This is a genomic window from Autumnicola aciditolerans (genome assembly GCF_041679265.1).
GTDB lineage: Bacteria > Bacteroidota > Bacteroidia > Flavobacteriales > Flavobacteriaceae > Autumnicola.
In genome coordinates this window covers 110633-130194 of the sequence record NZ_JBGFSM010000008.1, presented here as the reverse complement: position 1 = coordinate 130194, position 19562 = coordinate 110633, and the positions used below count along the sequence as shown (strand labels likewise).

Here is a 19562-nt window from a genome sequence, read left to right as displayed (position 1 = left end):
GCTATGGAGCAAAAAGTGACTTTAAAGAAATTGGCCGGACTGCTTAATTTATCCGTTTCCACGGTTTCAAAATCCCTTAATGACAGTCCTGAAATAAGTGCCCAAACCAGAAGTCGCGTAAAACAGTTTGCCATTTTAAACAATTATGTCCCCAATGGAATGGCCCAGAGCCTTAAAGCCAATAAAACCAAAACCATTGGCGTAATTATTCCCAATATACTTCCCTCCTTTTTCACGAAAGCGCTTTATGGCATTGAATCTACCGCGGCAAAAGCGGGCTATAAAATTATTATCTGTATTTCTAATGAATCTACCAGGAAAGAGGCAGAAAGCCTGAGAACTTTTCTTAATGGCAGGGTAGATGGTATTATTCTCTCCCTTGCAAAAGAAACACAGCAAACACAACAACTGGAACACTTAAATCGTATCATTGATTATGGGATTCCCCTGGTGCTATTTGACAGGATTACTCATAAAATTTCCTGCGACAGCATTTCCATAGATGATAAAAAAATAGCAGAAAAAGCAACCGATGAAATGCATAGAAGTGGCTGCAGGAACATTATTTATCTTTCTACCATTTTTGATACCAGCGTAGACTTACAGAGGCAAAACGGATATGCCTTATCCCGGGCAAAATGCAGGGCACAACCCTATGTTCTTCATATAAACGAGAATGAGGCTTTTGAAGAAAAACTCTTACCCGTTCTTGCTGAAAAATCTGTAGATGGCATCCTGGCGGCAGATGAACTCTCTGCTATTTTAAGTATGCGCACGGCTATAAAAAAAGGTTATAAAATTCCGGAAGATATTTCTGTAATTGGATTTACCAATGGTTTTATGGGAGAACATTTTTTACCCTCCCTAAGTACCGTAAACCAACATGCCGAAGAACAGGGAAAGATGGCTGTAGAAACTTTAATAACGAGGTTGCAGAAAGACCAGGATAGTCCTACAGCATTAGAAGAGTATCTGGAGCCCGTACACCATGTGCTGGAAACCGTAATTATTCACAGAGAATCCACCCATCCTCCCGTCCCAAAATTTTCCGGCAAAGTCTAGAGAATGATTATTAGGTTAACTACTGTCTGCAGGGGTCATTTTTTTGCCAATCCGCAAATTCTTTAACAATTTAGGCTTAAGTCCAGTTAAAACATCGCTAAAGGTGTGCTCTAATTTGGCAGCGGCACTACTTAAAGCTATTTTTCAAAAAAAACTTATGGAAATGAAAGGAAAAACAGTAATTATTACAGGAGCATCAAGCGGAATTGGGGAAGCGACAGCAATGCGGCTTTCAAAAGCGGGTGCAAATGTAGTATTGAGCGCAAGAAGGGAAGATCGTTTGAAGACCCTAAAGGAAAAAATTGAAAAAAATGGCGGTAATGCTTTAGTGGTACCCGCAGATGTTACTAAAAAGGATGATTTTAAAAAAATAGCATCCCGTACCAAAGAAGAATTTGGCAGTATAGATGCCATTATTAATAATGCAGGACTTATGCCTTTATCTTATGTGAAGAATCTGCATACAGATGAATGGGACACCATGGTAGATGTGAATATTAAGGGTGTGCTGAATGGGGTTGCTGCGGTATTGCCAACCATGATGGAACAGAAATCTGGTCATATTATAAATATTTCTTCCAGTGCAGGAAGAAAAAATTATCCGGGAGGCGCAGTTTATTGTGCAACCAAATCTGCTGTAAAAATGTTTACTGAAGGTTTGCGTATGGAACTGGCGCCAAATTTTGGAATTAAAGCAACCTCTATTGAACCGGGAGCGGTGGAAACCGAATTAACCGATACCATCACCGACGAGGAGATTAAAGAAGGTTTTGTTTCCCAATTGGAGAATCTAACTCCTTTACAGGCCGAAGATATTGCAGAATCTATTTATTATGCATTATCACAACCTGCCAGGGCAAATATTAATGATGTTTACATTATGCCCACCGAACAGGAACAATAGAATAGAAAGCTTTTGGATTTCCGGAAGCTTTAGAAATAAAAAGCTGCCCATGGACTTTCCGTGGGCAGCTTTTTTTATATCAGAATTTTTCCCTTACCAGAACATTGCATACAGCATGGCTACAATGAGCAATATTGCAAAACTGCAAATATTAAAGACAGGCTCTGTTTTAAATAAATTTTTTGAGAAAACAATAGATTTTTCATGATTCCTGCCTTTTGCTTCAGCATAACTTATAAGAACCATCACCAGCATGGTAAGAATCCAGGTAGCCATCATCTGGTGCATAAAAGGCCAGGTAATAAAGAAAGGAGATTCTATCCAGCCATTAGGACCAATCTTAAAGTAAAGAGCGATAGGAATAGAAATTAAAACTCCCCAAATAGCCGCTTTATTAGTGGTTTTTCTCCAAAAGAGTCCAAGCATAAATACTGCAAGAATTCCAGGACTTACCACCCCGGTATATTCCTGGATGTACTGGAATACCTGTCCAAGGCTTTTAAGCTGAGGCGCCAGAACAATGGCAATGATTAAAGCTAAACTGGCAGAAATTCTTCCCACATTAACGAGACCTTTCTCAGATTTATTCTTTTGAAAGAACGGTTTATAGATATCCATGGTGAAAATGGTGGCAGTAGAATTTAACATAGAGGCCACGGAGGAGACAATGGCTGCCGCGAGTGCCGCCACTACCAGGCCTTTAAGGCCTACAGGTACAAATTCCTTAATTAGCCAAGGGGAGGCATTATCGTTAATTACCGTTCCTGTCCCGCTAAAGAAAGAGGCATCGGTTACCCCCCTTACAATTTCGCCACTGGCATCGGTATTAATCACAAAAGCAATAATCCCGGGAATTACAACAATAAGCGGAATCAGGAGCTTTAGAAATCCGGCCAGTACAATCCCTTTCTGAGATTCTTTTAAACTTTTTGCCGCCAGCGTACGTTGGATAATATATTGGTTAAAACCCCAGTAGTATAAGTTGGCCACCCACATTCCTCCAATAAGTACTGCAAGCCCCGGCAAATCCCACCAGGCGTCTTTTCCGTTTGGAGTAATTATTTCTCCTTTATCGAGAATCATGGAGAATTTCTCCGGCACCTGTTCATAAACACTTACCATTCCATCAATTATTCCGCCTGTTTCAGAAACATGGGACAATGAAATAAAAGTGGTAATAAGCCCTCCAACAATTAACAGTACCACCTGAACCACATCTGTCCATGCCACTGCAGAAAGCCCTCCGTAAAGAGAATACGCGGCTGCAAATAATGCCAGGCCAATAATAGATTCCATAAATATAGAACCATCCCCGGTACCAATAATAGTATCCAGTGCTGTAGCTCCTAAATAAAGAACAGAAGTTAGGTTCACAAATACAAAAAGGCAAAGCCAGAAGACGGCAAGTATGGTCTTCAGGTTCTTACTATACCTTACTTCTACAAATTCGGGAATAGTATAGAGTTTCTTTTCTATAAAAATGGGCAGGAAGAATTTCCCGACTACCAGTAGCGTTACAGCCGCCATCCATTCATAAGAGGCAATAGCGAGCCCAATGGCAAACCCGGAGCCGGACATCCCTATAAATTGTTCCGCCGAAATGTTGGCAGCAATAAGCGATGCGCCAATAGCCCACCAGGGCAAGGATTTACTGGCAAGAAAATAATCTTCTGATGTTTCCCCTTTTCCCCGCGAAACCCACCATCCTATTCCAATAATCATTAAAGCATAAGCCGCAAAAACAATCTGGTCGAGTAATTCAAATTCCATATAATTGTAAAATTTTTTTAAATATAAACTTTAAAATTATAAAACGTAATTTTTACGTTTAAAATAATATATATCTATCTTTTTACAGAAAATTTAAAAGAAATAAGGTTTTGGTATTTCTCGCCGGCTTCAAGAATGCTGGATGGGAAGTTCCGGAAATTTGGGGCATCCGGAAAATTTTGCGCTTTCAGGCAAATTGAAGGGTATTCCGGGGCGACCCTGGTTTGATACTCAAGATCTGCCGGAAGTTCTTCTGGAACATATGCAACAACTGCTCTCTGATTGGTCCTCATTTCCATCTTTATTCCTGTTAAAGGCGCAAATAAACGGGCAGAAATTTCTTCCTCATCACTATTAAGAACAAAGGTATCTTCTAGCAGCCTGTTACCTATTAGCTTATTATTTTCAAAATTCTTCTGGTTATCCCTAAGGTTCACCAGATTTCCTGTGGGCAATTGTTTTTCATCTACTTCCAGTATTTTATCGGCATTAATACAAAGAAAGTGATCGCTTACACTGCCTTCACCATTAAGATTGAAATAAGCGTGATTGGTAATATTTACTACGGTTTTTACATCTGTTTCTGCCGTATAAAGTATTTTAAGCTCATCATCTTCAGTAAGGGTGAAGTTTGCAAGAACTTTAAGGTTCCCGGGGTAACCTTCTTCCCCATCTCTACTAAAGTAGGATAACGTGGCTGATGGATTGCTCCCTTCTTTTACTTCTTCTACCTTCCATAATTTACACTGGAAGCCACTTTCGCCGCCATTTAGATGCACTCCGCTTCTCTGAAAAAGTGAAAAATCTTCTCCGTCCAGCCTAAATTTACCACCGGCTATACGGCCGGCATATCTTCCTATTGTTCCTCCAAAGCATTTATTTTGAATTTTGTAACGGGCACTTAGCACTTCTTCCGGCATTTTTGGGGCAACAATAACATTAACTTTTTTTCCTGAAGCAGCAAAAATTTTCATGCTAAAAAGAGAGGCCCCAAAATTGAGAATTTTCACCTCCGTCTTATTTGCATTTTTAAGGCAGACGAGCTTCAGGTCTTTTTGTTGTATTTTATCCAATAGCTTTGGCTTTACTGTTTAGACGTAATCCATTTCCCTACTTTTTCTTCCAGGACGTTTAGCGGTATAGCGCCGTCCAGCAAAACTACATCATGAAATTCACCCAGATTAAAATTCTCTCCTAATTCTGCTTCTGCATCTTCTCTTAATTGCAGAATTTTATTCATTCCTATCTTGTAAGCAGTAGCCTGTCCCGGCATTACAATATGCCGTTCTACCATTTTTACCGCATCGCTTTCAGCATTGGGAGTATTTTCTTTATAATAGGCAATACCTTCTTCCCGGGTCCATTTTTTAGCATGTATCCCGGTATCTACCACTAAACGGCAGGCTCGCCAAAGCTCCATGGCCAGCCGCCCGAAATCGGCATAAGGATCTTCATAAAAGCCTATTTCTTTAGGTAATAATTCACTGTACAGCCCCCAACCTTCCACATAAGCGGTATAAAAACTAAATTTTCTAAAATTGGGCACCTCCTCCAGCTCCTGTGCAATCGCAATCTGCATATGATGCCCCGGGATGCCTTCATGATATGCCAAGGCTTCCAGCTGATAGGTGGGCATGGCACTCATATCATATAAATTTGCATAAAAAGTTCCCGGCCTCGAACCATCTAAAGCCGGTTGTTGGTAAAATGCTTTTCCTGCACTTTTTTCCCGGAAAGGTTCTACGGCCTTTACAACAATCTCCGCTTCAGGTAAAGTATTAAAAAGGTCTGGCAGCCTTTTTCGCATTCTGGATATTATATGTTTAGCATCTGAAAGATATTTCCCACGGCCTGCTTCAGAATCTTCATAATAAAATTGCTTGTCTGTTCTCATAAATTCGAAGAAATCCTGAAGAGATCCTTCAAAATTTACTTTTTTCATGATCTCTGCCATTTCTCTGTGGATACGGGCAACTTCATCTAAACCAGTGTTATGGATTTCTTCTGCGGTTAAACTGGTGGTGGTAATCCGCTGTAACCTGTTGTTGTAAAAAGCTTCTCCTTTAGGAAATTTCCATACCCCCGCCTCTACCGTTGCTCTTTGCTGCTGATTTTCAAGATAATCTATTAACTGATCATAGGCCGGCTTCACATTCTTCACCAGGGCCTGTTCTGCTTTGCTAATAAGTTCCTGTTTTATTTCTTCGGAAGTATCCAGCATCGCCACTTTAGATTTAAAATCCTCTAATAGTGTACTGCTTTCCAGGGATTTCATGAAGGGCTTTCCTTTAATTATATTCCGGGAATCCTCCAGCACCTTTTCAAATACAAATTTTGGAGGTATTACCCCATTCTGCTCCCTTATTTTGAGGTTTTCTATTATATCCTCAAAAGCTTCAGGAAAACCCTCTAAACGGGAAATATAAGCTTCAGCATCAGCAATAGAATCTACACTGTGCATATTAATAAGAAAAGCCGGCAACTGGGAGTGATAGCCAAACATCTGGTTAACCGGATAATCGTAAAAACGGTAGGTATAATCTTCTATCGCGTTTTCCTGCTGCTGCCTGTAGAGCTTGTAACTTAAGCGGGTAGCTTCATCAAGACTTTCGGGATCAATTTTCTTCAGATACTTTAACCGCTCTTTAGCCTGTTCAAGATCTTTTACATATTTATCTGTAGAGAAATCATCCCACTTGCCATAATCCCTTTTAATCCCTAAACGGGTTTGTAACATGGGAGATTCTTTTACCTCCTCCTGGAACTGTTCTTCAAAGTAAGTATTCAGTTCTTCAGAATTTCTTTCAAGTTCGGCCTGGGTAAGTACCTTCTTTTCTTCCTTACAGGAAGTAAACAGAAGCAAAGACAGAAGTATAAAAATGTAAATCTTTTTCATTTCCAGATTTTTAGCCTTAACCTAATGACCGCCCGAAGCGCAAAATTAGTTCTTACGCCGGGGTGACACTATAAAGGTTATTCCTGAAGTACCGTAAATTCTATTGCGGAATCTCCGTAAACAGTGTGGGTTTGTTTTTGAAAATCTTTTTCTTCAGCCTCAAAAATATTGGGCACATAAGTCTGCGGATTTAGGTCTATAAGGGGAAACCAGGTACTTTGTATCTGGATTTGCAATTTGTGCCCTTTCTTAAAGGTATGGTTAATTGCCTGAAGGTCTAAATTTACTGCAGTTTTTTTGTTGGGCTCAAAAGCTTCAGGATTTTCAAAACTATTTCTAAATCTTCCCCTCATCACTTCGCTGCGCACCATCATGTGATAATTGCTCATTTTTAAATGTGCCGGGGTTTCTTCATAATCTTCAGCATCGGGAGGAAAAACATCAATCACTTTTACCACCCAGTCTGCCGCGGTACCTGTTGTGGCTACTTCTAACATTGCCTTTATGGGCCCTGCCATTTTAAGATCTTCTTCCAGAACATCGGTCTCAAAAACCAGAACATCCGGCCTTCTCGCCGCAAAACGCTGGTCCCCGGTCATATATTCTCTTGGCGTAAAAACCGTTTTAATTTCATTATTATAAGAAATTGGTTTTTTGGGATCACTCACAAATTCCTGTTTTGAATCTGTGGGTGAAGGAGTCAATTTTTGGTTTTCTCCTAAATAATAGGTTCTTTTTGCAGTATTTTCCGGTGGCCACTGGGTGTAATTATTCCATTTTCTTTCGCCGGTATCATAGAGGTGAGCTTCAGCCAGGCCGGTGTTGCCGTTTGCTTCCCCTTTAAGAAAATGATTAAAGAAAACGGTTTCATAATTTTTTTGGAAGTCTGCAGAAATACTATCCCCAAAATAAATATTACCCACGGTCTGCCTATCTTCTGCCCTGGCCCAATCGCCGTGGCTCCAGGGGCCATATACCAGAATATTATAATTATCACTGTTCTGTTCTATGCTTTTGTAAATATGGAAAGGGCCGTAAAGGTCTTCTGCATCAAAAAGGCCGCCCACAATCATCACCGCAGGTTTAATGCCTTTCATGTACTGTACAATTCCACGGGATTGCCAGAATTCATCATAATTTGGATGTTCTTTTAACTGCTGCCAGAATTCGTTATCCTCTTTATAATATTCATCCAGGTTGCTCAAAGGGCCGGCATCCAGAAAGAATTGGTATTGATCTTTTGTTTCCAACTCGGGTAAGTTGTACCAGGCTTCATCTGTAGGGCCATCTTTTTGATATCCAAAAAGCGCGGTAGCTCTCCAGTAACTCAACAAATAGGCTCCGTTATGATGAAAATCGTCAAAAAAGAAATCGCTGATACTGGCCTGCGGAGAAACCGCTTTTAAAGCCGGGTGGCCGCTTAGAAGGGAATAGGTTGCGTAAAAACCGGGATAAGAAATGCCCCAGGTTCCAACCCTGCCGTTGTTGTTTTCTACATTTTTTACCAGCCAGTCTATGGTATCGTAAGTATCACTGGCTTCATCGAATTCCTCTCCTTTTTTATTCGGAAGGAATGCCCGCATATTATCATATTTCCCTTCACTCATCCACCTGCCGCGCACATCCTGATACACTATAATATTTCCCTGCTGCATCAAATATTCGTTAGGGCCAATTTTAGACCTAAACTCCCCTTCTCCATAAGGCCGGGAACTGTATGGAGTACGCTGCATCAAAATGGGATATTCGCGGGCAGTGTCTTTGGGTGAATATATGGTGGTATGTAGCTTTGTACCATCCCTCATAGGGATATCTACTTCCATTTTGGTATAGTGTTCAGAAACTTCATAATTTTCCTGAAGTTGCGCAAAGGACTGTGCCCCAACAAAAACGAAGATGTGGAGCAGCAGAATAATTCGGAATAATTTCATTACGGGATTTTTTAATGCTGCTAAAGATAGAAATTACTGCAATAAACATAAAGAAAATTCGGTTTTTACGTTACCTGCATCCCTTCATATACTTACAGGATCGCTAAAATTATGCCCGCACGGAACAGGCAAAAAGGGTGAAAATCCATACTTTCTTAATAGAAGGAGCAGCTTATACGGAGAATAGTTGTGGTTTCTGAAGTAATTTTATAACGATCGTCTGCCCGGTAATTAATTATCCAAACAATATCCTCTCCCGAACAAAGCAACCAGGTACGCTCTTTTTCAGGCAAAGACATCTTTTTATCCTTAAAGAAGTCGCTTACCTTCTTTTTGCCTTTCATCCCGAAGGGATAGAAAAAATCTCCTGTTTTCCATTTTCTAATGCTGAGTGGGAATTTTAGTTTTTCCTTCGCTACAAAGATCCTGGAAGAATTGGGGCTGTCATCCATTTTTCCGGCTTCGGTGAGGGCTATTCTTCCCATGGGCAGCATCACCATTTCCTCACCTTCAGCGACTTTGTAAATTTTATCCTCCAGATGGTTTATTTCGGTGAGGATAAGAGTTTCTCTGTCTTTAATAAGCCGGTATTCATTAGAGAAAACCATTTTCCCGGGTTGGGCATTCAATAGATTATAAACATCATCCCACTCGGTAAAACCAAAGGTTTTCAAAAGCTGATACATGACGGCTTTGGTGTTGGGAATTTTTTTTAAAAAATCAATATCCAGCTCATATCCAAATTGATTTTTTTTGATCACCTTGGGATATATGAGGCTCATGTAATCTTCCACCAAAGCTTCGCTTTCCTTAAGATTTAATTGCGTTTGCTTAAAGCTTTGCAATAACTGCGGGTTGAGTTCTTCCAAAACAGGCACTACATCATGTCTTATTTTATTCCGAAGGTATTTTGTAGAAATATTGCTGCTGTCTTCCCGCCATTTTATATGCTTCTCATGAGCATAAGCTTCAATTTCCTTCCTGGAAAAATCGAGCAAAGGGCGCACCATATTTTCCCTTTCGGCATTAATACCGCTTAAACCTTCCAGGCCCGTACCGCGAACCAGGTTAATGAGAAAGGTTTCCAGGTTATCGTTTAGGTGATGGCCGGTAAGTAAATATTCAAAATTCAAGGTAGTTTGTAATTCCTTAAACCAATCGTAACGGAGTTCTCGCGCCGCCATTTGGATGGAGATTCCGGCTTCTTCAGCAAAAGCTTCGGTATCAAAATTCTGGGTAAAAATTTCTACTTCCAGCTCATCTGCCAGGTCAATCACAAAATCTTCATCCCCGTCACTCTCGGTTCCGCGCAAATTAAAGTTACAATGCGCTATGGCAAAATCGAGTTTGGCATTTTTACAAAGGTAAGCCAGCACCACACTGTCTATTCCGCCACTAACTGCCAGCAGCAGTCTTTTTCCGCATAAAAAAGGAAAACGGCTCTTGATAAGATTTCTGAAAGATTTTTCCATTTGTTTCAAATATACAAAGGCAGGCGATAATTGTTTCCAATGACCGGTATTTTTTGCTTTCAGAAGAAAATTCCTATAACTTTAAGCTTCAGCTGGCCGATAAAGCTTCCCGCATCGCTTTTGCTTTCAGCAGGCATTCCTCATATTCCTTTTCCGGAGAAGATTTTGAAGTAATAGCGCCACCTACAGAGAAAGAGACATATTGATTTTCAGCATTATAAAGAATACTTCTAATCACCACATTAAAATCGAAATCGTCGCCGGGTGTGAAATAACCTACTGCACCGCTATACAGGCCTCGTTTGGTTTCCTCGAGTTCTTCAATAATTTTCATTGCTGAAATCTTGGGAGCCCCGGTCATGCTTCCCATAGGAAAAGTTGAGCGAAGGACTTCCACAGCGGGAATTCCTTCTTCCAACTGCGCTGAAACGGTTGAAATCATTTGATGCACCTGCTCAAAACTATATACTTTACAAAGCTCTTTCACCAGCACGCTGCCTTTTTTAGCAATTTTTGAAAGGTCGTTACGAACAAGATCCACAATCATTACATTCTCAGAAATTTCCTTGGGATCATGTTCCAGTTTTTGGGCGATTTCAAGATCTTCTTTTTTATCCCCGGACCTTCTTGCCGTTCCTTTAATAGGTTGCGAAGTAATTTTATTTCCGCTTTTTTTCATGTAGCGTTCTGGAGAGGCGCACATAAGATATTGCTGCTCCAGTTTAATAAAAGTGGCGAAGGGCGGGCGGGACAATGCATTGAGTTTTGTAAAAACCTTGTGCGGACTTATCCTGGCATTTTCTGCAAAAAATTCCTGGCAAAAATTAGCTTCATAAATGTCACCGCGTTGAATGTGAGTCAGCATGGTTTTTACTTTTTCAATATATTCTGAATGGGAAAGCCTGCTCTTCAATTCGATTTTTCGAATACTGCTGGTTTCAGGCTCTTCTTCTTTTGCCGCGGAAAGAATTTTCTCCATATCCATGTCTATTTCATCATCTACCATTCGCAAATAATGAAACTCAGCAATATTAGCTTTAAGAATAATTATTTTTTGAGGCTGAAAAAAATACAGGTCGGGAAACTGCAATCCGTCAAAATTTTTAGATTTCAGCTGCTCCACATCATTTTTAAGATCATATGACAAGTATCCAAAAATCCAGTCTTTAGTGGTTTGCTGGTATTCCTGAAGCCTTTTAAAAGCCTGAAAAGAATCTGTTTTAATAGCCGTAAAAGCCGTGACAGCCAGCAGAGCGTCAAAATTGCTCTTTTCACGATCATAGTCATTACTGTCCAGCCAGGCGATTTCATCAAACTGCCGGCTCCATTCAAATAATTGGTCTTTAAATTTACCCGGATGGGTTAACTTGTAAGATTTGGTAGTGCGCACTTAACTTTCAATTTGATGCGCAAAGGTAGTCAAGACATCTTCAATTCCCATATCCAGCACCTCGTTAACTACTTTATTATCCTTAAAATTATCATGAAAAGAAGGAAAACTAAAGCTTTGGATCACCTGCCCACCAAACCTGGGCAATATTCTCTTTAAATATTCCAAAGAAGAAGCAGCTCCCCTGGCACCGGGAGAAGTACTAATGAGAAGCACTTTTTTATCTTTTAAAAAAGTACGATCGGCCCGGGACAGCCAGTCTATAAAATTTTTAAAAAATGCTGAAACATTTCCATTATGTTCATTTGCAGCAATAATTAGAGCGTCACTTTCGGCAATGAGATTTTTAACAATGGTTACATTCACCGGGATGCCTTTTTCCTTTTCATCATCGGCTCTGTAAATTGGGATTGGATAATCAATAAGCTTTATAAGCTTCATTTCATGCCCCTGGATTCTTCCAGTAATATGGGTCAAGAGGCGTTGATTTATAGAAGTGCTGCTATTGGAACCGGCAAAAGCTAGGATCTTTTTCATAAAGGAATAGTAATTTTGATTAAAAATAGGTAAAAATGGGGGAGTGATATTAAAGAAGAACAATATTGATTGTAACTTTAAATTTTACTGAAAATATCAAATATTTGGAAAAGTATAGTATTGAAAACGACCACCTGAAGATCTCGGTTCTTCAAAAAGGCGCCGAGCTGTGCAGTATTATAAATAAGGAAACCTCTATTGAGCACCTGTGGCAGGCAAATCCTGAAATTTGGAGCAGCCATGCTCCCAATTTATTTCCGGTGATTGGGGTTTTAAAGGAAGGTTTCTACCTTTACGAAGGCAAAAAATACCAGATCCCAAAACACGGACTTATTAGGAATAACGAGGCCGTAAGATTAAAGCGCAGAACAGAAGAAATGCTGGTTTTTGAACTTATTTATTCCGAAGAAACTTTAAAATCATATCCGTTTAAATTTGATTTTCAAATCGCTTTTAAGCTGAAAGGAAAAGCTTTGGAGGTTTCACATCATGTCACCAATCTTGATAATAAATCCCTGTACTTTTCGCTTGGGGGCCACCCGGCTTTTAATGCTCCGGTTCATGAAGAGGAAAAATATGAAGATTGCTACCTGGAATTCGACCAGGTTATGAACTTAAAAACATATCTTTTAAACGGGGAAGGCCTGGTAAGCCATCAGACTAGAGAAGTTCTGAAAAATGAAAGTAAATTTGAGCTTCATCCACGGCTTTTTGATAATGATGCCTTGATTTTTAAAGATATTCCCTCAAAAAAGGTGGCTCTAAAAAGTAAAAAATCTGGTACTATTCTCAGCATGGAATATTCCAATTTTAAAAACCTGGGAATTTGGGCAAAACCTGGCGCTCCTTATGTTTGCATAGAACCATGGTTGGGAATAGCAGATATTGAAGGCACAGATCAAAACCTAAAAACTAAAGAAGGAATAATAGCACTTCCAGCGGCAACGGACTTTAAAGCTGCCTACAAAATTACTATTGCTTAATATTCCCGTTTCGGTATCAATTATCCAATTGAAAATCAAAGTGTACCTTTGCCAAAAATTAAACATCACATTTTGACATTTCAGGACCTTAACTTAAACACTCCTTTGCGCAACGCGCTGGAGGATATGAATTTTCATACTCCAACTCCCATCCAGGAACAGGCTTTTTCTTCTATTATGTCTGGCAAAGATGTGGTGGGAATTGCACAAACCGGTACGGGAAAAACCTTCGCCTATCTTCTTCCCTTATTGAGGATGCTTAAATATTCTGAACAAAAAAATCCGCGTATTCTCATTATGGTACCCACGCGGGAACTGGTGGTTCAGGTAGTGGAAGAGATTGAGAAGCTGGCAAAATATATTAATTTACGGGTTTCCGGAGTTTATGGCGGGGTGAATATCAACACACAACACCAGGATTTAATGCAGGGCCAGGATATAGTGGTGGCCACCCCAAGGCGGCTCTACGACCTTGTTTTAAGAAGAGCCGTGTTGCTGAAATCTATTCAAAAAATGGTAATAGATGAAGTGGATGTCATGCTGGACCTGGGTTTTAAATTTCAAATTATTAACCTTTTGGAAATACTTCCTGAAAACCGGCAAAGTATCATGTTTTCTGCCACCATGACCGAAAATGTTGAGAAACTGATTGAGGCCAGTTTTAAGGCTCCGGAAAAAATTTCGGTAGCGGTAAGTGGTACTCCTCTGGAAAACATCTCGCAAGAGGTGTATGAAATTCTAAATTTTAATACTAAAGCTAACTTTTTGAAGTACCTGCTTTCCGATAAAGATACTTTCCAAAGAGTGCTAGTTTTCACCGAAAATAAACGCCTTGCAGACCGTCTTTTTGAAAGCTTAAGTCCTCAATTTGCCGAGGAAGCCGCAGTAGTCCATACCGGAAAAGGACAGAATTACAGGTTAAGAAGCCTGAGGCAATTTGCAGATGGGTTTTGCCGCATACTGATTGCTACCGATGTTATGGCGAGAGGGCTGGATATTAATAATATTAGCCATGTAATCAACCTGGATGTTCCTTCATATCCCGAAAATTACATGCATAGAATAGGAAGAACAGGGCGTGCAGCGCAAAAAGGCAATTCGCTATTATTTGTTACTGAAAAGGAAGCGGAAAAGCTTAGTGCTATTGAAGGATTAATGAATATGAAGATTCCGCAGGCTAAACTTCCGGAAGAAGTAGAAATTTCTACCGAATTAATCCCCGAGGAAAAACCCCGGGCGATTGAAATTAACAATCCGCACGGTAAAGCAGAACAAGCGGGCCCTGCCTTTCATGAGAAAAAGGAAAAAAACAAGAAGCAAAATCTTGGAGGTTCTTACCGGCGCGAAATTGGAAAGAAATACAAGAAGCCTAAAACCAGGGGCGATAAAAATGCCCATAGAAATAAAAAGAAATAGCGAAATATTCCCCTTACCGGCTTAAAAATTTTTATTTATTCGAGCTTACTATTTGCCAATTCATTGAATAAATAGTCCTTCTTCAGTTCTTTACTCAAAGAAAAAGCTGCATAAAAATAGAGAAGTTTTTCTTCTGGGTTTTTATACAGCCTGTTATCCTATAATTTAAAATTAGGTTCTGGTTTTTTTCTTAGCTGCCTTGGCGGCACGCTTTTCCTTTAAACTTAGAACCGGCTCTTTTTTAGCCGAATTTTTTGAAGGGGATTTTTCTTTACTCATGATTCTGACAATTAGAAATTAACGGTTAAAAGTAGTAAATGTTATGACATAAAATTTAAAAACTTTTCGCTTCTTTTTGTATTTTTTATTTCCACCTCTTTTGTTGCCGAAATTAGCTTACCGGAATTAAAAAAGCCATTTTAGAAAAAAGAACTCTCTAAAATGGCCTTACCTATATTATTACACTCTTACACGTGCAAAGCCCTGTTATCTGTAGCTGCCAGAGCTGCTTCTTTTACCGCTTCAGCAAATGTTGGATGCGCATGGCTCATACGGGAGATATCTTCAGCAGAAGCACGATACTCCATCGCAGTAACCGCTTCAGCAATAAGATCGGCAGTACGTGCGCCTATCATATGCACCCCAAGAACCTCATCGGTCTTTTCATCTGCAAGAATTTTTATAAGACCATCAAGATCCCCACTAGCACGGGAGCGTCCCAAAGCGCGCATAGGAAACTTACCTTCTTTATATTTTATACCTTCTTCTTTAAGTTGCTCTTCCGTTTTTCCAACCGCTGCAACTTCTGGCCAGGTGTAAACCACACCGGGAATTAAGTTATAATCAATATGCGGTTTTTGTCCTGCAAGGGTTTCCGCAACAAAAGTTCCTTCTTCTTCGGCTTTATGTGCAAGCATTGCCCCCCGAACCACATCACCAATAGCATAGATATTATTCACATTGGTTTGAAGATGATCATTCACTTTCACTCTTCCTTTATCATCGAGCTCCACACCGGCCGCTTCAGCATTCAGGCCTTTTGTAAAAGGTTTACGCCCAACAGAAACCAGGCAGTAATCTCCTTTTAACTCGATCTCCTTATCTTTCTTATCATCGGCTTTCACTGTGATCTCCTCTCCATTTCTTTTCACAGATTTCACTTTAGTGCTCAAATGAAATTTCACGCCTTGTTTTTTAAGTACTTTGGTAAGTTCCTTAGAAAGCGCGCTATCCATGGTTGGGATTATTCTATCCATAAACTCCACCACGGTAACTTCAGCGCCAAGGCGGCGGTAAACCTGGCCGAGTTCCAGCCCAATTACTCCTCCTCCAATCACGATCATGTGCTTGGGAATTTCCTTCAGTTTAAGTGCTTCCGTAGAAGTGATTACCCGCTCCTTATCCAATTCTATAAAAGGCAGGTTTGCAGGTTTAGAACCCGTTGCGATAATGGTATTTTTAGCTTCGATGGTTTTAGTTTCGCCATCCTTTTCAATATTTATATGGGTTTTGTCCTTAAAAGAACCAACCCCTTCAATCACATCGATCTTATTTTTATCCATCAGGAATTTCACCCCGTCACAGGTTTGGCTTACCACAGAAGATTTACGATCCATCATCTTTTCAAGATTCAGCTTTACCTCACCGGGAATTTCTATCCCGTGTTCTTCAAAATGTGTAATAGCATCATGATAATGGTGTGAGGAATCTAACAATGCTTTACTTGGGATACATCCTACATTAAGGCAGGTACCGCCAAGAGTTGAATATTTTTCTATGATCGCAGTTTTCATTCCCAATTGCGCGCAGCGTATGGCCGCCACGTAACCCCCGGGGCCTGAACCTATAACCGCAACATCATATTTACTCATAATTGTATGTTTTTATGTTGATTTTTTAACAAATTGAACACAAAAGTACGACTATTCTATACAATGACCAATGGGGGAAACGGCCTTTATAAAACTTTAAGAACTACCGCTTTAATCACGGCATGACTTTTTAAATAGTAATAGGACTATCACCGGTTAAGATCACATAGTATGATCTACTTATAGTAATTAGCTCCTCTTCTTTCCCTTATTCTGAATATTATATGCAATAAGTTTGGAGAGCTGAAATAGCTTAAATTTTTGCAGGATTGAACCTAAAGTCGTAAAATTACGATCAGAAAAATATGATCAAAATTAAAGACTGGTTTTAAAACTCTAAGCCTCACAATAAATTTGGTAATCCAGATCTATTGTGAGGCTTTGTTTTTACAGTTTCTGAATAATAAAATACTACATGGAAAATAGGGAAACCACCTTTGAAAATGAACCTGTAATTGAAAACAAGGAGCTTAATATCTGGGAAGCACTTATTCCCGTTTTTGCCTTAATCTTAATGCTCGGTTTCAATGTACTTTATGTATATGGTGATGATGCTTTAAGCGGTTCCAACCAGTTTATACTCTTGCTTGGAGGTGCGGTAGCTGCCATTGTGGGGTATTTTAATAAGGTGAAGTTCGACGATATGATAGATGAAGTTGCCCGCAATATTCAAAGCACGGCAGGCGCTATTCTTATCCTTTTAATGGTTGGGGCTCTGGCAGGCACGTGGATGGTGAGCGGGATTATCCCCACCATGATCTATTACGGGCTTCAAATTTTGAATCCCACCATTTTTCTTGCTGCTACTGTGGTGATCTGCTCAGTAATTTCGGTTGCCACCGGAAGTAGCTGGACCACGTCGGCCACTGTTGGTATTGCCCTTATTGGAATTGCTGATGCTTTGGGTATTCCTCTTGGAATGACGGCCGGGGCTATTTTATCGGGAGCATATTTTGGAGACAAGATGTCGCCTCTAAGTGATACCACCAACCTGGCTCCTGCCATGGCGGGAACAGATCTGTTCACCCATATTAAGTATATGGCTATTACTACAGTTCCAACCATCACCATTACACTTATCGCATTTATTATCATCGGACTGAACCTGGATACCACGGGTACTACAGATACTTCAGCTATTTTAGGTTCTATTGATGCCGCCTTTAATATTAGTCCGTGGCTGTTTGCCGTTCCGGTTTTTGTAATTTTTCTTATTGTTAGAAAAACCTCTCCTCTTGTAGCTCTGCTTATTGGAACATTGCTGGGAGCTGCCGCCGCAATTATTGTGCAACCCGATAGCATTAAAGAAGTAAGTGGTAGTAATGAACTTAATTTTATAAGCGGTTACAGAGGAATAATGAATGCCATTACGGTTGATACTGCCGTACAAACCGATTCTGAAGCCCTTAATGATCTCTTTGCTTCCAGTGGAATGGCCGGGATGCTGGGCACAATCTGGCTCATCATATGCGCGATGGTATTTGGAGGCATTATGGAAGCCATAGGCGCCCTTGCTAGAATAAGCAAGGCTTTACTTAATATGTTCCATACTGTATTTGGATTGTTTGCCAGTACGGTTTTTAGTTGTATCGCCCTTAACGTAACGGCATCAGACCAGTATCTTGCCATTGTGGTACCGGGAAAAATGTTCGCAAAAGCCTACCGAGATAAAGGCCTTGCCCCGGAAAATCTTAGCCGTTCCCTGGAAGATTCGGGTACCGTAACATCGGTATTGGTGCCGTGGAATACCTGTGGTGCATACCATAGCGGAGTTTTAGGTGTACCGGTAGCTTCTTATTTTGGATATGCAATCTTCAATTATCTTAGCCCGTTTATGACCTTACTTTTTGCTGCTTTAAATATTAAAATCAGGCAGCTAAGGGAAAAACCCGCTCCTTCAGAACTTTCAGAAGTGTAAAATTTTCAGGGCTTACAAGCTGGATAGAAGAGACTTATTTTAAATACAAATCGAAATAGGTAAATCCTATTATTGCATAAATTTTAAAAATTTCAACCTCTTTTTTACCCGAGAACATTGAGTAATTTTGCACCAGATTAAAAAACAGAAATAAACAAATTAAAATAGAATAATTATGGCATTAGTAGGAAGAAAATTTCCAAATTTGAGTGTGAACGCAATGAACGAAATGGGTGACACTTTTAAACTTAACGTTCTTGAAGAAGCTCAAAAAAATAATAAAAAAGTTCTTCTTTTCTGGTATCCAAAAGATTTCACCTTTGTTTGCCCAACCGAACTTCATGCTTTTCAAAAAGCCTTAGAGGAATTTGAGAAAAGAAATGTAATGGTAATTGGGGCATCATGCGATACTCCGGAGGTGCACTTTGCCTGGTTAAACACTCCTAAAGACAATGGAGGAATTGAAGGCGTAACGTATCCAATTCTTGCAGACAGCAACAGGAACCTAAGTTCAAGATTAGGAATTCTGGATATCACTAATGAATCTTACGATGATGAAACCGGTGATTTAACTGTTGAAGGAGATAATGTAACCTATCGCGCTACTTACCTTATTGATGAGGAAGGAACTATTTTCCATGAAGGTGTAAACCATATGCCACTTGGAAGAAATGTAAATGAGTTCCTAAGATTAATCGATGCTTATACACACGTACAGGAAAAAGGAGAAGTATGCCCGGCAAACTGGGAAGAAGGAAAAGAAGGTATGAATGCAGACAGAGAAGGTGTTGCTTCTTACCTAAGCTTAAATTAAAAAGAAAAACAATTATGGTAAAAGAGTTAGATAAGGACAATTTAAACGAAATAGTTGCTGAAAACGGAACGGTTGTGGTACAGTACATGGCCGGATGGTGCGGTAACTGCCGTTTGATGAAGCCTAAGTTCAAAAAACTTGCTTCAGAAAATGAGAACGCAACATTCTTAATGGTAGATGCTGAAAAATATCCGGAGTCAAGAAAACTTGCCAATGTAAATAATCTTCCAACTTTTGCAACTTTCAAAAACGGAGATTTTGTGAACCAGGTTCAGACTAATAAATTTGAGCCATTAAAAGATTTAGTGAATGAAGTTACCAGTAATTAAACACCTTCAGCGTAACAACGAGGTTGAAAAGCTTGAAAGCACTATTGAAGTGTTGGAAAATTTCACCGAGCACAGATCTGTTTCAGAAGAAGAGATGGATGTAATAGGGGAATTGCTTACCAATCTTTGCGGAGCTGTAGAAGTTCATAAAATGATAGAAAATGGCGATTCTGAAATGGACGCTGCAAATAATTTCGTAAAGAAAGTTTTAGGGTCTATTGATAAATAACACCCTTCTTTTTAACCGGAATACCCTTTAAAATCAGGCT

At 39.8% G+C, this 19562-nt stretch carries 16 protein-coding genes; 8 read left to right on the top strand and 8 right to left on the bottom strand.

Annotation, left to right across the window (positions count from 1 at the left end):
- Nucleotides 1-3: 3 nt before the first annotated feature.
- Nucleotides 4-1062 carry a LacI family DNA-binding transcriptional regulator gene (locus AB8M93_RS10515; protein WP_373057539.1) on the top strand — a complete coding sequence of 353 codons (1059 nt, stop codon included), beginning with the start codon at nt 4-6 and terminating at the stop codon, nt 1060-1062.
- 157 nt (nt 1063-1219) lie between these two features.
- Entirely contained in the window at nt 1220-1966 is a 747-nt protein-coding gene (locus AB8M93_RS10510; RefSeq protein WP_373057538.1) for an SDR family oxidoreductase, read from the top strand.
- A 93-nt stretch (nt 1967-2059) separates the two neighbouring features.
- On the opposite strand, the gene AB8M93_RS10505 is transcribed toward AB8M93_RS10510, so the two are convergent.
- The 7 genes from AB8M93_RS10505 to AB8M93_RS10475 all read right to left on the bottom strand — a co-directional run bounded on the left by AB8M93_RS10505 (nt 2060) and on the right by AB8M93_RS10475 (nt 11962).
- On the bottom strand, nt 2060-3736 hold the full coding sequence (locus AB8M93_RS10505) for a sodium/sugar symporter (RefSeq protein ID WP_373057537.1): 1677 nt from the start codon (nt 3734-3736) through the stop codon (nt 2060-2062).
- Between the two features lie 74 nt (nt 3737-3810).
- Nucleotides 3811-4809, bottom strand: a complete 999-nt coding sequence (locus tag AB8M93_RS10500) for an aldose epimerase family protein (RefSeq protein ID WP_373057536.1) — start codon at nt 4807-4809, stop codon at nt 3811-3813.
- An 11-nt stretch (nt 4810-4820) separates the two neighbouring features.
- Complete coding sequence (locus AB8M93_RS10495; protein WP_373057535.1) at nt 4821-6632, bottom strand: DUF885 domain-containing protein; 1812 nt, start codon at nt 6630-6632, stop codon at nt 4821-4823.
- Nucleotides 6633-6709: 77 nt separating this feature from the next.
- Nucleotides 6710-8563, bottom strand: coding sequence for a CocE/NonD family hydrolase (locus AB8M93_RS10490; RefSeq protein WP_373057534.1), 1854 nt, complete (start codon nt 8561-8563; stop codon nt 6710-6712).
- A 155-nt stretch (nt 8564-8718) separates the two neighbouring features.
- A complete protein-coding gene (tilS, locus tag AB8M93_RS10485) occupies nt 8719-10035 on the bottom strand; it encodes a tRNA lysidine(34) synthetase TilS (RefSeq protein WP_373057533.1) in 1317 nt (438 codons plus the stop codon).
- 88 nt (nt 10036-10123) lie between these two features.
- Entirely contained in the window at nt 10124-11425 is a 1302-nt protein-coding gene (locus AB8M93_RS10480) for an anthranilate synthase component I family protein (RefSeq protein WP_373057532.1), read from the bottom strand.
- Nucleotides 11426-11962 (bottom strand): NADPH-dependent FMN reductase, encoded by a 537-nt coding sequence (locus AB8M93_RS10475; RefSeq protein ID WP_373057531.1) that lies wholly within the window; start codon nt 11960-11962, stop codon nt 11426-11428.
- Nucleotides 11963-12066: 104 nt separating this feature from the next.
- Between AB8M93_RS10475 and AB8M93_RS10470 the strand changes: the two genes are divergently transcribed.
- On the top strand, nt 12067-12945 hold the full coding sequence (locus AB8M93_RS10470) for an aldose 1-epimerase family protein (protein WP_373057530.1): 879 nt from the start codon (nt 12067-12069) through the stop codon (nt 12943-12945).
- Between the two features lie 72 nt (nt 12946-13017).
- The gene (locus tag AB8M93_RS10465; RefSeq protein WP_373057529.1) at nt 13018-14361 is read left to right on the top strand and encodes a DEAD/DEAH box helicase; all 1344 of its coding nucleotides are present in this window, start codon (nt 13018-13020) and stop codon (nt 14359-14361) included.
- Between the two features lie 467 nt (nt 14362-14828).
- Here AB8M93_RS10465 and lpdA read toward each other — a convergent pair whose 3' ends face one another.
- The gene (gene lpdA, locus AB8M93_RS10460; RefSeq protein WP_373057528.1) at nt 14829-16232 is read right to left on the bottom strand and encodes a dihydrolipoyl dehydrogenase; all 1404 of its coding nucleotides are present in this window, start codon (nt 16230-16232) and stop codon (nt 14829-14831) included.
- A gap of 415 nt (nt 16233-16647) precedes the next feature.
- On the opposite strand from lpdA, the gene nhaC reads away from it, so the two are divergent.
- The 4 genes from nhaC (at nt 16648) to AB8M93_RS10440 (ending at nt 19522) form a co-directional block, all read left to right on the top strand.
- Nucleotides 16648-18150, top strand: a complete 1503-nt coding sequence (nhaC, locus tag AB8M93_RS10455) for a Na+/H+ antiporter NhaC (RefSeq protein WP_373057527.1) — start codon at nt 16648-16650, stop codon at nt 18148-18150.
- Between the two features lie 175 nt (nt 18151-18325).
- Nucleotides 18326-18964, top strand: coding sequence for a peroxiredoxin (locus AB8M93_RS10450; protein WP_373057526.1), 639 nt, complete (start codon nt 18326-18328; stop codon nt 18962-18964).
- A 14-nt stretch (nt 18965-18978) separates the two neighbouring features.
- Entirely contained in the window at nt 18979-19293 is a 315-nt protein-coding gene (locus tag AB8M93_RS10445; RefSeq protein ID WP_373057525.1) for a thioredoxin family protein, read from the top strand.
- Complete coding sequence (locus AB8M93_RS10440) at nt 19274-19522, top strand: DUF6952 family protein (RefSeq protein WP_373057524.1); 249 nt, start codon at nt 19274-19276, stop codon at nt 19520-19522. Before AB8M93_RS10445 ends, AB8M93_RS10440 begins: the two co-directional genes overlap by 20 nt.
- Nucleotides 19523-19562 lie beyond the last annotated feature (40 nt).

Bases quoted from the DNA above. Each gene is read 5' to 3' on its own strand.
- AB8M93_RS10515 (WP_373057539.1), top strand. From the start codon at position 4: ATGGAGCAAAAAGTGACTTTAAAGAAATTGGCCGGACTGCTTAATTTA.
- AB8M93_RS10510 (WP_373057538.1), top strand. From the start codon at position 1,220: ATGGAAATGAAAGGAAAAACAGTAATTATTACAGGAGCATCAAGCGGA.
- AB8M93_RS10505 (WP_373057537.1), bottom strand. From the start codon at position 3,736: ATGGAATTTGAATTACTCGACCAGATTGTTTTTGCGGCTTATGCTTTA.
- AB8M93_RS10495 (WP_373057535.1), bottom strand. From the start codon at position 6,632: ATGAAAAAGATTTACATTTTTATACTTCTGTCTTTGCTTCTGTTTACT.
- AB8M93_RS10490 (WP_373057534.1), bottom strand. From the start codon at position 8,563: ATGAAATTATTCCGAATTATTCTGCTGCTCCACATCTTCGTTTTTGTT.
- tilS (WP_373057533.1), bottom strand. From the start codon at position 10,035: ATGGAAAAATCTTTCAGAAATCTTATCAAGAGCCGTTTTCCTTTTTTA.
- AB8M93_RS10475 (WP_373057531.1), bottom strand. From the start codon at position 11,962: ATGAAAAAGATCCTAGCTTTTGCCGGTTCCAATAGCAGCACTTCTATA.
- lpdA (WP_373057528.1), bottom strand. From the start codon at position 16,232: ATGAGTAAATATGATGTTGCGGTTATAGGTTCAGGCCCCGGGGGTTAC.
- nhaC (WP_373057527.1), top strand. From the start codon at position 16,648: ATGGAAAATAGGGAAACCACCTTTGAAAATGAACCTGTAATTGAAAAC.
- AB8M93_RS10450 (WP_373057526.1), top strand. From the start codon at position 18,326: ATGGCATTAGTAGGAAGAAAATTTCCAAATTTGAGTGTGAACGCAATG.
- AB8M93_RS10445 (WP_373057525.1), top strand. From the start codon at position 18,979: ATGGTAAAAGAGTTAGATAAGGACAATTTAAACGAAATAGTTGCTGAA.
- AB8M93_RS10440 (WP_373057524.1), top strand. From the start codon at position 19,274: ATGAAGTTACCAGTAATTAAACACCTTCAGCGTAACAACGAGGTTGAA.